Source organism: Azospirillum humicireducens (genome assembly GCF_001639105.2).
In the GTDB taxonomy this organism is placed as follows: domain Bacteria; phylum Pseudomonadota; class Alphaproteobacteria; order Azospirillales; family Azospirillaceae; genus Azospirillum; species Azospirillum humicireducens.
Genome location: NZ_CP028903.1, coordinates 373,156 through 387,189, shown reverse-complemented (window position 1 = coordinate 387,189; position 14,034 = coordinate 373,156). Strand labels below are relative to the sequence as shown.

General features: G+C 68.2%; 12 protein-coding genes. 8 read left to right on the top strand and 4 right to left on the bottom strand.

Annotated elements, in window-relative coordinates; genetic code table 11:
* Positions 1 to 82: 82 nt before the first annotated feature.
* The gene (locus tag A6A40_RS19520; RefSeq protein WP_108547558.1) at positions 83 to 1,123 is read right to left on the bottom strand and encodes a helix-turn-helix transcriptional regulator; all 1,041 of its coding nucleotides are present in this window, start codon (positions 1,121 to 1,123) and stop codon (positions 83 to 85) included.
* 210 nt (positions 1,124 to 1,333) lie between these two features.
* Here A6A40_RS19520 and A6A40_RS19515 point away from each other — a divergent pair, with 210 nt between their 5' ends.
* From A6A40_RS19515 to A6A40_RS19505, 3 genes are all read left to right on the top strand, one after another.
* A complete protein-coding gene (locus A6A40_RS19515) occupies positions 1,334 to 3,328 on the top strand; it encodes a TonB-dependent receptor domain-containing protein (protein ID WP_108547557.1) in 1,995 nt (664 codons plus the stop codon).
* 35 nt (positions 3,329 to 3,363) lie between these two features.
* On the top strand, positions 3,364 to 3,651 hold the full coding sequence (locus A6A40_RS19510) for a DUF2218 domain-containing protein (protein WP_108547556.1): 288 nt from the start codon (positions 3,364 to 3,366) through the stop codon (positions 3,649 to 3,651).
* 189 nt (positions 3,652 to 3,840) lie between these two features.
* Complete coding sequence (locus A6A40_RS19505) at positions 3,841 to 4,197, top strand: hypothetical protein (protein WP_108547555.1); 357 nt, start codon at positions 3,841 to 3,843, stop codon at positions 4,195 to 4,197.
* A 34-nt stretch (positions 4,198 to 4,231) separates the two neighbouring features.
* Here the strand turns inward: A6A40_RS19505 and A6A40_RS19500 are convergent, their stop codons facing one another.
* The gene (locus tag A6A40_RS19500; RefSeq protein ID WP_236783902.1) at positions 4,232 to 5,002 is read right to left on the bottom strand and encodes a helix-turn-helix domain-containing protein; all 771 of its coding nucleotides are present in this window, start codon (positions 5,000 to 5,002) and stop codon (positions 4,232 to 4,234) included.
* Positions 5,003 to 6,106: 1,104 nt separating this feature from the next.
* Between A6A40_RS19500 and A6A40_RS19490 the strand changes: the two genes are divergently transcribed.
* The 5 genes from A6A40_RS19490 (at position 6,107) to A6A40_RS19470 (ending at position 11,280) form a co-directional block, all read left to right on the top strand.
* The gene (locus A6A40_RS19490) at positions 6,107 to 7,054 is read left to right on the top strand and encodes a replication initiator protein A (RefSeq protein ID WP_108547553.1); all 948 of its coding nucleotides are present in this window, start codon (positions 6,107 to 6,109) and stop codon (positions 7,052 to 7,054) included.
* A gap of 98 nt (positions 7,055 to 7,152) precedes the next feature.
* The gene (locus A6A40_RS19485; RefSeq protein ID WP_108547552.1) at positions 7,153 to 8,175 is read left to right on the top strand and encodes an AAA family ATPase; all 1,023 of its coding nucleotides are present in this window, start codon (positions 7,153 to 7,155) and stop codon (positions 8,173 to 8,175) included.
* On the top strand, positions 8,165 to 9,019 hold the full coding sequence (locus A6A40_RS19480) for a ParB/RepB/Spo0J family partition protein (protein WP_108547551.1): 855 nt from the start codon (positions 8,165 to 8,167) through the stop codon (positions 9,017 to 9,019). Before A6A40_RS19485 ends, A6A40_RS19480 begins: the two co-directional genes overlap by 11 nt.
* A gap of 158 nt (positions 9,020 to 9,177) precedes the next feature.
* Positions 9,178 to 10,731, top strand: coding sequence for an ABC transporter substrate-binding protein (locus tag A6A40_RS19475; RefSeq protein WP_108547550.1), 1,554 nt, complete (start codon positions 9,178 to 9,180; stop codon positions 10,729 to 10,731).
* A 48-nt stretch (positions 10,732 to 10,779) separates the two neighbouring features.
* Positions 10,780 to 11,280, top strand: a complete 501-nt coding sequence (locus tag A6A40_RS19470; RefSeq protein ID WP_108547549.1) for a hypothetical protein — start codon at positions 10,780 to 10,782, stop codon at positions 11,278 to 11,280.
* A 143-nt stretch (positions 11,281 to 11,423) separates the two neighbouring features.
* Here A6A40_RS19470 and A6A40_RS19465 read toward each other — a convergent pair whose 3' ends face one another.
* A complete protein-coding gene (locus tag A6A40_RS19465) occupies positions 11,424 to 11,957 on the bottom strand; it encodes a glycine-rich domain-containing protein (RefSeq protein WP_236783901.1) in 534 nt (177 codons plus the stop codon).
* A 141-nt stretch (positions 11,958 to 12,098) separates the two neighbouring features.
* Positions 12,099 to 13,991 (bottom strand): ATP-binding response regulator, encoded by a 1,893-nt coding sequence (locus A6A40_RS19460; RefSeq protein ID WP_108547548.1) that lies wholly within the window; start codon positions 13,989 to 13,991, stop codon positions 12,099 to 12,101.
* Between the last annotated feature and the right edge of the window lie 43 nt (positions 13,992 to 14,034).

The following is a 14,034-nucleotide window of genomic DNA, read 5'->3' as shown; positions in this document are numbered from 1 at the left end:
CTCGGGCGGATCCGCTTCACCGCGGGTCCGCCCATTTTCTATTTCGAAAGCAACTTCTGCGGATAGCGAACCGCTCCGTGATTCAGCCTCTAACTGCAGCCGGCGGCAGGGCGATGCGGGTTGCCCGCGCTTCCCGCGGGCAGCGGCCGAAGCGCCGCTTGAAGGCGGTGGCGAAGTTGGCCGGGCTGGAATAGCCGGCGAGATAGGCCGCCTCCGTCACGCTGACGCCCTCGCACTCCAGCGCCGTCCGCGCCCGTTCCATCCGCCGGGACCGCTCATACTCGAACACCGACATGCCATGGCCGGCACGGAACAGCCGGTGCAGCGTGCTGACGCTCATCCCGGCATGGCGGGCGACCTCCTCCAGCCGCAACGGCGCGTCGTCGTCCGGGTCGCGGCTTTCCAGAAACTCGCAGGCGATGCGCAGGCGGGCACTGTCCCGGCTGCTCAAGGGGTGGGCGGCGGGCATGTCGACCATGCCCAGCGCTTCGGCGACGATCTCCAGCGCGTGGCTTTCCAGATAAAGGCTTTCCAGCATCGGCGGGCAGGCGATGGGTCCGGTCAGCCGTTCCGCCAGCGCCACCTGCCGCGCCGTCGGCCGCAGCATCATGCTGGCGCCATGCGTCCGGCAGAAGCGCCGCAGACTCCCCTCCCCCGCCGTCCGACCGGCCAGCGCGCCGCCATCGCCGCCGGCACCGTCCAGCCAGTCCGGCGGCAGGCCGAGCGTGATCTTGCGCACCCAGTTGCCGCGCATCGCATGGCGCTGGAACCGGTCCTCCTCGGTGCGGGACAGCAGGAACAGAACCGGCTCCCGCGCGGCGGACAGGACATAGCGGCGCTCGCCCAGCGAGATGTCGACCTCGCCCCGCAGGAACAGCGCCACCGTCAGCCCGGCCCCGGCCGCCGCCGCCGTCGTCATGTCGCGCAGATCGACCGCGTCGGTGGCATGCAGAGACAGGCCGCTGCGCAGCATCTCCATGCGGAAGCGGCCGCGCAGAACGATGTCGTCGGGATCGAGCGGCGGCACCATCGCCGGCAACACCTCTCCGCCACGGTTGCCGCGCGCGACCAGATCCCGCCAGCGGAGCGGGCTTTCGGCCTCCATCACACTGCCATCGGTCATCGGCCCCTCCCCGTCATCTGGCGAACCGGCAAAGGAGTTTGACCGGCACGCAAAGGCATCGTCGGCGCAGTGCGGGCTATACCAGCATGAACAGCGTCCATGACGCTGGATTTAAGTTGCGAATGCGTCGCATTCTCGGATACCACAGCGCCGGCCAACGGTCCAGCGGGCATGGGTCCGGGGGTGACGCGAAAGGATGGACCGCCGACCATGACCAGCCGATTCCGTCACCGGATCACCAGCACCACCGCCCTCCTCACCCTGACCCTTCTTGCGCAGGCGGTCCCCGCCCTGGCCCAGGACAAAGTCCAGGAGAAGGCCGTCACCCTCCCCTCCGTCGCGGTGGAGGGCGAGGCGCCCCGCCCGGTGGAGGCGGCGACCGTCATCGACCAGAAGACCATCGACCGCGAGGTGCCGCAGACCCTGCGCGACCTGTTCCAGGACGAGCCGAGCATCGCCGTCCCCGGCAGCAGCACCGCGGCGCAGAAGATCTATCTGCACGGCATCGACCAGAGCAAGCTGAACGTCACCATCGACGGTGCGGCACAGCGCGCCGGAATCTGGCACCACAACGGCAACCTGACGCTCGACCCGACCTTCCTGAAGTCGGTCGAGGTCGATCCCGGCGTGTCGCCCGCCGATGCCGGTCCGGGCGCGCTCGGCGGCGCGGTCGCCTTCAAGACCAAGAACGCAACCGACATGCTTCTGCCGGGGCAGGATGTCGGCGCCACCGCCATCCTCGGTTACGACACCAACTCCAAGACCTGGCGGACCACCGGCGCCGGCTATGCCGCCAAGCACGGCTTCGAGATCCTGGGCATCGGCACCCTGTCGCGCGGCAAGAGCTACGAGAACGGCAACGGCGTGACCGAGGCCGGCACCGGCACCGATCTGGTCAGCGGCCTCGGCAAGCTGGCCTACGAGTCCGACAGCGGCCACCGCATCTCGGTGTCGGGCGAGCATGTGCGCGACGACGCGGTGCGCCGCCTGCGCTCCAACCTCGGCATCGTCGGCGGGCCGACCGGGCCGTTGATGAACAGCAACACCGCGACCCGCACCACCGCCGTCGTCAGCTACGAGACCACGCAGCCGACCGACTGGTTCAATCCCGGCGTCACCTTCACCTATACACGCAACCGGCTGGAGCGGCCGAACGAGAACCGCCGCACCACCGCGCACGGCGCCTTCGACAGCGAGGTCGACACCATCGGCCTGACGGTGAAGAACAGCTTCGCCATCCCGACCGGCACCCTGACCGCCGGCTTCGACCTGTCCCGCGACGACATCCACATCGACCGCTTCCACTTCACCACCGACGCGGACGAGCGGATCACCACTGTCGGCGGCTTCGTGCAGGCGCGTCTGGCCCCGGTGGAGCGGCTGCGCCTGTCCACCGGCGTCCGCATCGACCACCAGAGCTACCGGTCGGTCGACGCCAAGACCTTCGACAACACCGGCATCAGCCCCAACCTGTCGGCCGACTATGCCGTGACCGACCGGCTCACCGCCTTCGGCGGCTACAGCTACAATTGGGGCGGGCTGGAGATGGCGGAAGCCGCCCTGTTCCATGCCGCCAACTACCGCTATTCCAGCGATCTGAAGCCGGTGACCGCCCACAACACCCGCGCCGGCCTGCGCTATGCCCACCAGGGCCTGCGGCTGGAGGCGGCGGCCTTCCTCACCTACATGGAGAACCCGGTCGCCTGGAACTACACCACCTACACCCGCGTCAACGGCGAGGATCTGCGCAGCCGGGGCTTCGACCTGACCGCCGGCTACGACTGGAGCAATGCCGGGATCAGCGCCAAATACACCCACACCGATGTGAAGTACGGCAACCGCATGGCGCTGTCGTCGGACTACAACACGGCGGTTCCGGTCGGCGACCTCTTCGCCCTTCGCGGCCATTACGGCTTCGAGGATCTGCGGCTGACGCTGGGCGCCTCGGCGGAGATCGCGCTGAAGATCGAGGACGACGCGCTGCGGGCCAACGGCTTCCGCTCCATCGACGGCTATCAGGTCGTCAACCTCTTCACCGAATGGAAGCCGCTGGAGACGGCGCCCAACTGGACCCTGCGGGCCGAGGCCAACAACATCTTCGATGCCGCCTATGTCAGCCGGTCCAGCTACGGCCAGACCTCCACCGTGCAGCCGGCGCTCGCGGAGGGGCGGACCTTCTCTCTCACCTCCACCGTCAAGTTCTGAGCGGGCCGGAACCGATCACCAGAGGGAGCGCATCCATGCTGACCGAAACGGCCAACGTTCCGACGGCCCTTGCCAGCCGGTATCTGCAACAGCTCTGCAAGCATTTCGCCCACAAGATCGCGGTGCGCTACGACGCCGCCAGCGGCGACGCCCAATTCCCCTGGGGACGCTGCGCGATGACGGCGACCGACGGGGTGCTGTCCCTGCGGGCCGAAGCGGCGGACGCCGAGGCGCTGGCCCGCGTCAAGGCGGTGGTGGACAACCATCTGATCCGCTTCGCCTGGAAGGAGGGGCTGAAGCCGGAGTGGATCTCCCCCGGCTGACGCCCCCAGGTCCGATACCGGCCGGTCCGCCATCCGGCTGTCCCCACCGGCCGCCGGATCCGCGCAAGCGGTGAGCCGCCGCGCCCCCGCATCCTCCTGACGGCCGAGCGCCAGGTCCCGCTGCCGCTCGGCCAGGGCCGCGTCGCGGGCACGGGCACGGCGGCGCTGCTCCTCGGTGCGGGCGCGCAATTGCTGTTCCTGGCGCAGGCGCGAGGCCAGACGCCGCAGATCGTCGGCGGCACGGCTCTCCGCAGCCGCCGGCAGGGCGGAGAGCGCGTCGCGGAAGTCGCCCAGGGTCGGAAAGCGGCTCCAGCCACTGCGGAAGCTCGACCAGACCGCATCGAAGGCGGCCATCCAGCGGTCGGCCGGCCACTCCGCCATCGCCCGCACGTCGGCCTCCAGCAGCTCGGCATCCGGCAGTTCCAGCGCGAAGCGGTCGGCCAGCTTCTCCAGCCCGATCAGCACATTCTCGATGCCGATCGGGGGCGTCAGGGCGCCGATGGCCTGCTCCACCCGCTCGGCCAGCGCACCGATCTCCGCGGGTGACAGATCCTGCGTCTCGAACCGCAGGTCGGCGACCTCAAGACTGGCCAGCGAGGCGAAGGCGCAGGGCAGCGAGGGTTTCGCGGTTGCGGACACCTGCATTGGATGATGCGTCGGGCGCGGATCCGCTGCGGGGAAGGACGGAACGGCGATCATGGCGGGGCTCCCGGCGATGGTTGCGGACGGCGGACGGAATGAAGGCGGAGGGTTCGACGGAAGGCGCCATACCGGCGGGGTCGTGGGCTGCATCGGGCGGAGCCACCAGTTCCCGGAGGATCCAGCGCCGCCAGGCCGCCCCCGGATCCGGGGGGCGGTAGCCATTGCGGACATGGGCCTTGCGGCACCAGGCGACGAACTTCGCGGTCACCCGGCCGGCATCGACCTCCGGCCGTTCCTGTGCAGCCCAGGCCAGATCCGCGGCACTGGGCTGCCAGTCGGCGGGCAATGCCCCATCCTGCCGAACCGTTTCCCCGCCCGGTTGGGAGGAGGAGGATTCAGGATTCTGGGAATCATAGGAGAAGCCGGCCGGCGAGCCGCCGCTGTCAGCCGGCTGACAGGACATGCCGGCGGTGACGCCCTCCATCCCCGTCAGCCGATAGGCGAAACCGCGCAGGCCACGCCGCGGCTGGGCGCAAACCAGCGCCGCCGACGGCTCCTGCAGGCCCTTCAGCACGGCATTGAACCAGGCGCGGCTTTGTCCGAGCTCCTCGGCCAGCTCCCCTTGCGTGGCGGTGCAGACACCGTCACGGTCGGCATGGGCATAGAGCGCGGACAACACCGCGATGTCGGCGGCCTGGATGCCGGGCACGGCAATCCATCGCCTGTACATGTCGATGTATGGCTTCATTGAGACACCCGTCAGTCGGTCGGTCCGTGGACGGGTGGAGACAAAGGGAGGACGTTAACGGACTCGGGTTGAATCCGCTTGGCATCATGGGCCTGCCCTGCCATCATGGAGTCGCCAAACCGCCAGATGTGGGGTGCCCGGGTCTCCCTCGGTCTCCTCCGTCCGACACGAAGGGCCCGGAGCAATCCGGGCCTTTTGTGTTTGCGGAGGTCGGTCCTCCGTTACGTCATGCTGCTCTCCTTCAAGATGCAGAATCCAGTGGCGCCGGCCAGGAACTGGCATGGGCGCAGGATGATGGCGTGAGGGCGGTTTCCGCCCGTTTTTTGAAATGTGTACGTCCCGTTGCGTGTCTGTCCACGGTCTTCGGAAAATGGCGCATCGGCGACGTTCCAAAGGGTGGCGGCTGGATTCTGCATCGGGAATCAATCACTTGCGGCGTTACTCCGTTGGCCGCTCCGCCGCGAGTGTCGCCGTTGTGCCGAAAGATTCGGGTCGGAACGTCGCCGTTGTGCCGAAAGATTCTTCGGAGCCGGAGCTTCGTGTCCGGCGAATCCCGGCCGCGAACGTCGCCGTTCTGCCGAATAATGGGCCCTTCCTCTCCCCCACCCCACCGCCATCGGGCGGGAATCGGCGGAGAATCGGGCGGGAATCGGGTCGTCGGCGGATCGTCCGAACGTCGTCGTTCTGCCAGTCAGGAGCCGCCCAGGGGGCATTTCGGCCTGAGTCAGGGCAGAAGATCAGGTGGTTAGTTGAGCAAAAACAATAACTTATCAAATGGCTCCGCCGTTCCGACACTGCCCGGCACGGCAGAACGCAGACGTTGCCCCCGCCATCGGCCGGGCGGATGACGGCAATCGCACCCCCGACCGCCACCCAACGCCCTGTTGCCGGTCCCGATCCGCCGAACTGGCAGAACGGCGACGTTCGACGCGGCAGATCGCGCCGTTCGCGGGAATCTTTCGGCAGAACGGCGACGTTTGAGCCGGAGCTGTGGAACAGGGAGACGGGCTTGTGGATTATGGCTTCAACCCACTTCACGCCGCACAGCACCCGCGGAGAGATCGCATGACCCAGACCACCAACGCCGAGCTGCTCGACCGGCCGCTGCAATTGGCTCTGCGGCTCGATTCACCGCTGACCGGCGATGTCCAGAACGACCGCCACATGATGGTCTACAGCCTGTTCGGCCTGTCGAAGGACAAGGCGGAATCGCTGCCGACCTACGACGACGGCAAGGTGCGGATCGAGGTGCGGGCGCCGAAGAATGTCGGCGTCGCGACGATCTGGGACAAGGCGGTGCTGCTCTACGCCATCTCGCTGCTGCGCGAGAAGATGGACTCCGGCAAGGGTCCGTCCAAGCTGGGCGAACTGCACTTCACCACCAGCGACCTTCAGCGCATCGTCGGCAAGACCGCCGGCGGCAGCGCCTACGACAAGATCGAAGGGGCGCTGGAGCGGCTGCAGGGCACGCAGATCAAGACCAATCTGGAAACCGGCGGCGAGGGCGAAAGCGGCGCCTTCTCGTGGATTTCCGACTACAAGCTGCTCTACCAGCGCAAGAAGGACGGCGAGCGCGCGGTGCGCGGCCTGAAGCTGACCCTGTCGGGCTGGGTCACGCGCGCGGCGCTCGGCCACAATCTGCTGAGCTATGACGACCAGTATTTCGCGCTGAAGCCGGTGGAGAAGCGGCTCTACGAGATCGCCCGCGCGCACCTCGCCCGCGGCCATGCCTTCTGGATGGCGCTGGAGCCGCTGCGCAAGCGCGTCGGCTCCGACAACGACCTGCGCAAGTTCAAGAATGCGCTGGGGCCCGTCCTGGCCGCCGACCGCATCCCCGGCTATGGCGTGCGCATCGTCGAGACGGCGGAGTACAAGGAGACGATGAAGGCGCGCGGCGCCGTGCTGGGCCGGGTGCTGAACGCCGACCTGCCGGTGCTGTTCTGGAAGAAGGACCAGGGCCAGCCGGAGAATTGGATCGATGCTCCGAAGGTGGAATACGACGAGACGGTCTGATCCCCTGCCGGCCCCACCCATCCGGTAGACACCCGTTGCCGGAGTGGCGACGACTTGCTAGGGTCGCCGCAACCGGTGCCGGGGCAGGAGGACGGGGCGTGACAGGGGAACAGTTGAAGGCGTTGCGGGAACGGCGCGGCCTGACCCAGACGCAGATGGCGGCGTTCGTCAATGAACTGACCGGCCGCAAGTATGACAAGCAGCGGCTCAGCAAATGGGAAACCGGCAAGGAGGCCCTGCCCCGTGACGTGCTGGGCCGGCTGCTGCTGCTGGATCTGGAGCGGCCGGAAAGCCCCCTGCCCCGCCCGGGCACCACCGTCGCCATCGGCCTGCAGAAGGGCGGCACCGCGAAGACGGCGACCTCGATCAACCTCGCCTTCATCCTGGCGCGGGCCGGCAACCGCGTTCTGCTGGTCGATGCCGACCCGCAGGGCAACGCCACCGTCCATGTCGGCGTGCCGCAGGCCGACGTGGTGGCGCTGACCGAGGCCGGGAAGGTCCTCTATCACGCGCTGATGGGCAAGACCCCGCTCGATGCTGTGATCCGTCCGACCGGCGTCGACGGGCTGGACGTCGTGCCGTCCAGCATCGCGCTGGCGAGTGCCGACACCGAACTGCCGGGCAACCTGACCAATGCCCAGACCGCGCTGGCCGAGATGCTGGACGGCGTGCGGGAGCGCTATGACGTGATCGTCATCGACTGCGCCCCCAATCTGGGCGCGGTGACGATCAACGCGCTGACTGCGGCCGATTACGTCCTGGTGCCCTGCCAGGCGGAACCGCATGCCATCCTCGGCGTCAGCGCCTTCCTCGACACCGTCGCCAAGATCCAGCGGCGGCTGAACCCGCGGCTGGAGGTGTTGGGCATCCTGCCGACCATGGTCAATCCACGCCAGACCCAGGATCGGTCGTCTCTGGACGACATCCAGCGTTTGTGGGGCGACAGCCGCCGCGTTTTTCCGGCGGTGCCGCGCGCGACCATCTACGCCCAGGCGGCGGGCGCCAATGTCATCACGCTGGACGCCGACATCGGCGCCCCCGGCGTGGAGAGCTATGCCGCCATCGCCGCCGCGCTGCTGACCGCCATGGGCCGCCTGCAGGAGACCGTCGATGCCCCCTAAGAAGCTGACCCGACAGACCGCCGCCACCGTGCTCCAGGCCAAGGAGGCCGGCTTCGCCGCCGAAACCGACCGCATGTTCGGGCTGAGCGGCGTGCTGCCCCGGCTGGTCGAGGTCGATCTGGCCGCCATCGAGACCAATCCGGGCCAGCCGCGCACGGTCTTCGACGACGAGTCATTGCGCTCGCTGGCGGACTCCATCGACCGTCACGGGTTGCAGCAACCGGTCCTGGTCCAGGAGGGGGCGGAGAAGGGCCGCTACCGTCTGGTGGCCGGAGAGCGGCGGCTGCGCGCCCACCGGCTGCTCGGACGCGGCACCATCGCCGCGATCATCACCAAGGGGCGGCCGGAAGAGATCGCGCTGATCGAGAATGTCCAGCGCGTGGATCTGGACGCCATCGACCTCGCCCGCGGCCTGTCGCAGCTGATCGAGGCGCACGGCTACACCCAGGCGGAGGTGGCCGCCGCCGTCGGCTGTTCGGAGGCCGAGGTGTCCAAGCGCCTGAAGGTGCTGCGCCTGCCCGACGACATCCTGGCCGACTATCGCGCCAACCCGGATGCGGTCTCCCGCTCGGCCCTGGTCGAGCTTGCCTTCGTCGAGGACGAGGCCGAGCTGCGCCGGCTTTGGCAGACGGCGCGCACCGGCGGCTTGACCGTCGGCGCGGTGCGTGCGGCCCGTCCGGCGGCCTCCTCGACGGCCGAGCCGTTGCGGGTTCTGGGCAAGGCGATCAACCGCATGGACAAGGATCTGGCAGCCATCGACACCGTCGCCCGATCCCTGCAGCGCGAGCATCGCGAAAGGCTCCAGGCCCTGCGCGACCGCATCGATGCCCTGCTGAACGGGTGAGGCTTTCGAACGCGAAAGCTCGCCATGGTGGTCGCCTCTTGCCAGCACGACCACCGGTTGCTTTCGAGTGCGAAAGCCTCTGGCGGTCGTTCAGGATGACCGCTTGCCCTGCCCCATGGTAAGGATTGGCGGCAACGTTACGACGCGACGGATCAGCGATGCCGGCTGTGCAGAGACGACAGTTCCTTGGCGCGTTCGGAGGCCTTGTCGGTGCCGCCGTGCTGTCCGGCGCGCTGCCGCGGCCGGGGCTGGCTGCCGGCGGCGCCCTGCGCATCGGGCTGAAATCCCTGCCGGCGGCGCTCAACCCGCTGACCGTCAGCGATCTTGTCGCGCGCCAGATCCTGGGCTCGATGTATGAAAGCCTGACCAGCGTCGATACGCGCGGCCGCATCCTGCCGGGGCTCGCCACCGCCTGGGAGGCCTCGGAGGATGCCCGGCGCTGGCGCCTGACGATCCGCGACGGCGTGACCTTCCACACCGGCCGTCCCTTGACCGCCACCGCTGTCAAACGCAGCTTCGAAGCGGCTCTGGCGGGTGATGGCGCCAACTTCGCCGTGCTGGCCCTGTCAAAGGTCCGCGGCTTCCGGGAACTGCGGGCGAGGGCGACCGCCGAGCTGTCGGGCGTCACCGCGATCGATGACCGGACGCTGGAGGTCGTCTGCGACGAGCCCAACGCCGTCTTCCCCTTCGCCCGCATCCACATCGTCGATGTCGATGCGGCCGAGCGGGCGGGCTCCGACTGGTTCCGCACCATGTCGGCGGGCACCGGCCCCTACCGGCTGACCCGCTCGACGGACGGCATCCGCATCGATGTGGAGGCCAATACAGGCTGGCGTGGCGGTGCGGTGCCGTTCGAGCGGGTGTCCTTCCTCGCCACCGGCATCGGCAATGACGGCATCACCCTGTTCAACGACAGCCAGGTCGATTTCACCTTCGTCGACACCGACGCTCTGCGCGGGGTGATGGACGATCCCGGTTTCAAGCGGTCGCTGACCAACGTGCAGCGGATGCAGATGCGGGTGGTGGCGCTCGACCAGCGTCGGGTGAAGGCCTTCGCCGATCTGCGGGTGCGCCGGGCGATGTCGCTGCTGATCGACCGTGATGCGATGGCGGAACGCTTCTTCCGCGGCGTGGCCGCCGTCCACAACGGCGTCGTCCCGCCGGCCCTGCTGTCGAACGAGAGGCTGGAGCCGCTGGCCTATGATCCGGCGCTGGCGGCGCGCCTGCTGGAGGAGGCCGGCTATCCGGGCGGGCGCGGCATCGATCCCTTCACCGTGGCCGTCATTCCGGAATACCGGCGGGAGTTCGTCTATTACGTGTCGCAATGGAACAATGCCGGCATTCCGGCGAAGCTGGCCATCGCCCCGCGGCAGGAGTTCATCGCCCGCTCCCGCCGGCGCGACTATGATTCCTTCCTGTTCGGTTGGACAGCCACCTACCCCGACCCGATGAATTTCCTGGATGAGCTGTTCAGCAGCCGCAGCCGCTTCAATCCCGTCGGCTGGTCCAACGCGGAGTTCGACGGCCTGGTCGAGCGCGCGATGGCCATTGCCGATCCCGACCTCCGTGCCGAGGTCTATAAGGACGCCGAGTCCCTGGTGATGACGGAGATGCCGGTCATCCCGCTGGTCGTGCCGGATTACGTGGCACTGCGCGGCAATGTGCTGAGCGAGAATTTCATCACGCCGTTCGGTGGCCTCAACTTCGGCTGAGCCGCAAGAGGGCAGGGCATTCCGTTTGCGGTCAGCGGGAAGGATCATATGAGCGACTTGGCCGGCCTCAGCTTCATCGTCTTGACGATGTTCTTCGTCCTGTCCGGCGGGGCGGCCCTGGTCTTCTTCGTCCGGATGCGGCTTTCGACGGCCCGGCTGAGCCGGATCGAACCGCATGGGGAGGGTGCGCGCATTCCCCTGGTCGCCGCATTTTCCGGGTGGAAGGGAATTCCGTGGATCAGCTGGTCGTCGAGCACCCTGAAGCCGACCCTGATCCTGCATCCCAACCACATCGAATGTCGGGTCGTCAGGACCCGCAGGAAGCCGTACGACGCTGTCTCCAGGGTCGATTACCGGGAAACCATTGGAACGAACAACATCGTTCTGGAATTCACCGACTCGCTGTCGAGCTTCGTCGGCAACACCGCCAGCCGCGATCTGGCTCGGGATGCGGTCCTGCAGCTCGCCCGGCGGGATTGTCCTTTGTCGCCCAGAGCCGAAGGTCTGCTCGCGAGCGGGACCGGCGGAACCGGGGCCGGACAAGACTGAAGCCGGCCGTTCGGCTTTTCCGTCGCTTGCGGGAGACGTCTCGGAGGCGTGCTCTCCGGACATGCCGGCGGTGTCGGTGGAACTCCCGTCCAACCCCGCCGGCGGTGCTCATCCCTTCAATCCAGGCCGTTTATGGGCTTCGGTTACCGGCCGCCGTGAGACCGGGCCTCACGCAGGCAGTCGGCGCCCTTCGCCTCACGCAGGCAATCGGCAATCTTCGCCTCACGCAGGCAGTCGGCGTCCTTCGCTTCGCGCAGGCAGTCGGCGCCCTTCGCCTCGCGCAGGCAATCGGCAGCCTTCACCTCACGCAGGCAGTCCGCGGTGGCGAACAGGCGGGCGCTGTCGGTGCGGGCGGCGGCCATGCGGTCGGCGGGAACGGCGACGCCAGTGTGGTGCAGGTAATCGCCATACACCGCCTCGCAGAAGCGGAAATAGGCGCGGGTGTCGGCGACGATGAACTCGTGCCACAGGTCGTCGCAGGCGGCCGATTGCGGAACGATGTCGCGGTCCGGATGTTCGGCGCAGGCAAGCAGGAAGGCCTTCAACTGGTGCAGCGCGATCTCGGACGTGGCGCGGGTCATCCCCGCGGCGACCGCCCGGTCGACCACATAGCCGAAGTCGAAACCGGCGATGATGTCCCGGGCACGCGTGATGTCGGTCGTGGTGGGGCCGCGCATGGAATCCTCCGATATTGCTTGGTTCCTGCCCGCGAAACGGGTTGAAGGACTGGTTCCGGGCATACCCGCTGTTGTGCCACAGCACAGAGGGATATGTGAGATATTTTTAATCCTAAGTATTTCGGTGCTGGACAATTGACGTCAGGCGGTCGGGGGCCCGCGCGGTGCGCCGGCATCGGCCGAGGCGGGCGGGGCAGGCCGGGAGGCGGTCATCGCGTCCACCAGCATCGACAGGCGGTCGGGCATGATCGGCTTGGCGGCCACGATGACGCCCATCTGTGCCGCCCGGTTGGTCACCGCCCCGTCGAGCCGGCCCGAGATCAGCACCGCCGGAATCCGCAGGCCCAGCCGCGTCCACAGCTCGGCGATGAAATCCAGGCCGTTCTCGGTGGCGGACAGGTGATAGTCGGCGATCACCGCATCGGGCCGGATGCTTCCGTTCTCCACCGCCCGCAGCCCCTCGGCGACGGTGGAGGCGCCGACGACGCGATGCCCGGCACTGGTCAGGAACATGGAGATGGCGGACAGCACGAAGCCGTCGTCGTCGATCACCAGGATCGCGATCTCGCCCTCCTTCGCCGGGGCATCGGCCAGCGTCGCCATCGCTGCCGATGCCGCAGGGGGAGCCGGCGCCGGCTCCGCGACGGCTTCCACCGGCGCCAGCGGAATGGTGACGGAGAAGACCGACCCCTTGCCCAGCGTGGAGCGCACCTTCACCGGATGGTCCAGCACCGTCGCCAGCCGCTTGACGATGGACAGCCCCAGTCCGATCCCGTTGTCGCGGTTGCGCTCCTGGTTGCCGATCTGGTGGAACTCCTCGAAGATGGCGTCCAGCCTGTCCTCGGGAATGCCGATGCCGCTGTCCCGCACCTCGACGATCAGGTTCCCGCCGGATTCCAGGCAGGCGACCTGCACCTGTCCGCGGGCCGTGTAGCGGACCGCGTTGTCGATCAGGTTGCCGAGCAGGCGCAGCAGAAGGACGCGGTCGGTCACCACCGGCGCGCGGTATTGCGGCACGGCGAAGGCCAGCCCCTTGGCGCGCGCCACCGGGCCGAACTGCGATTCCAGCGCGTCGAACAGGTCGGCGACCTCATGCACGGCCTTGTTCGCCGTGACCCCGCCGGCATCCAGCCGCGACACCTCCAGCAGCTCGTCCAGCAGCTGCTTCAGGGTCATCACCACCTGTTCGATCTTGCGTGCCGATTCCGCCACCTTCGGGTTGGGGGCGGTGGCGCGCAGCATCGCCGTCAGCATCAGCAGCGATTGGGCCGGCTGGCGCAGGTCGTGGCTGGCGGCGGCCATGAATTTGGCCTTCGACGCCACCGCCTGCTCCGCCCGTTCCTTGGCGACGCGCAGGTCGATGGCGTTCTGGCGGAAGGTGGCGAGCGCCTTGGCCATGCGGCCGATCTCGTCGTCGCGGTGGCGCACAGGCACGTCCACCGTCACGTCGCCGGCCGCCAGATCGGCCATGGCGCGGGTCATGCCGGCGATGGGCAGGGTCATGCCGCGGGTCGCCCACACCACCCCCAGAACCACCAGCAGAAGGGTGACGGCGCCGACCCCGCCCAGAACCATCACATGGTGGCGGATGGCCGCGTCGGTCGCGCCGGTGTCCAGCCGGACCAGCAGCGTGCCGATGTTGCGGACGGCGCCGGTCCGGTCCTGGTGGGTCAGCGGCACGGCGGCGGCCGTTGCGGCGGCTTCGCTGACGATGGTCACGCCCGGCTTGCGGAAGGTGGCGAAGCGTTCGCCGTGCGTCCCCAGGATCACCGCCTCGGCGAAGCTGTCGATCGAGCGCAACGGCATCAGCGCCGTCATCGCTTCCTCGGGATCGAGATCCCACAGCGCGTTCGCCACGTCGTCCAGCACGATCCTGGTCGCCATCTCGGCCCGGATGGCCAGCTCGGCGCGGGTGTTGCGCACGTCGGCCTGGATCAGCACCGCCATCGGCACGGCGATCAGCACCGACACCAGCAGCACCGCCGATGCCGTCGTCCGGGCGACCAGGCTCCGTGAAAAAACCTTGAACAGCATGCCGAAGCCTACGAAGACACGACGACCACGAACAATTCGCAGC

What these genes read in the sequence shown, in the direction of transcription:
- A6A40_RS19465 (WP_236783901.1), bottom strand. Translation starts at nt 11,957, where the DNA reads ATGCGCGGCCCCACCACGACCGACATCACGCGTGCCCGGGACATCATC.
- A6A40_RS19470 (WP_108547549.1), top strand. Translation starts at nt 10,780, where the DNA reads ATGAGCGACTTGGCCGGCCTCAGCTTCATCGTCTTGACGATGTTCTTC.
- A6A40_RS19510 (WP_108547556.1), top strand. Translation starts at nt 3,364, where the DNA reads ATGCTGACCGAAACGGCCAACGTTCCGACGGCCCTTGCCAGCCGGTAT.
- A6A40_RS19475 (WP_108547550.1), top strand. Translation starts at nt 9,178, where the DNA reads ATGCCGGCTGTGCAGAGACGACAGTTCCTTGGCGCGTTCGGAGGCCTT.
- A6A40_RS19520 (WP_108547558.1), bottom strand. Translation starts at nt 1,123, where the DNA reads ATGACCGATGGCAGTGTGATGGAGGCCGAAAGCCCGCTCCGCTGGCGG.
- A6A40_RS19480 (WP_108547551.1), top strand. Translation starts at nt 8,165, where the DNA reads ATGCCCCCTAAGAAGCTGACCCGACAGACCGCCGCCACCGTGCTCCAG.
- A6A40_RS19460 (WP_108547548.1), bottom strand. Translation starts at nt 13,991, where the DNA reads ATGCTGTTCAAGGTTTTTTCACGGAGCCTGGTCGCCCGGACGACGGCA.
- A6A40_RS19490 (WP_108547553.1), top strand. Translation starts at nt 6,107, where the DNA reads ATGACCCAGACCACCAACGCCGAGCTGCTCGACCGGCCGCTGCAATTG.
- A6A40_RS19515 (WP_108547557.1), top strand. Translation starts at nt 1,334, where the DNA reads ATGACCAGCCGATTCCGTCACCGGATCACCAGCACCACCGCCCTCCTC.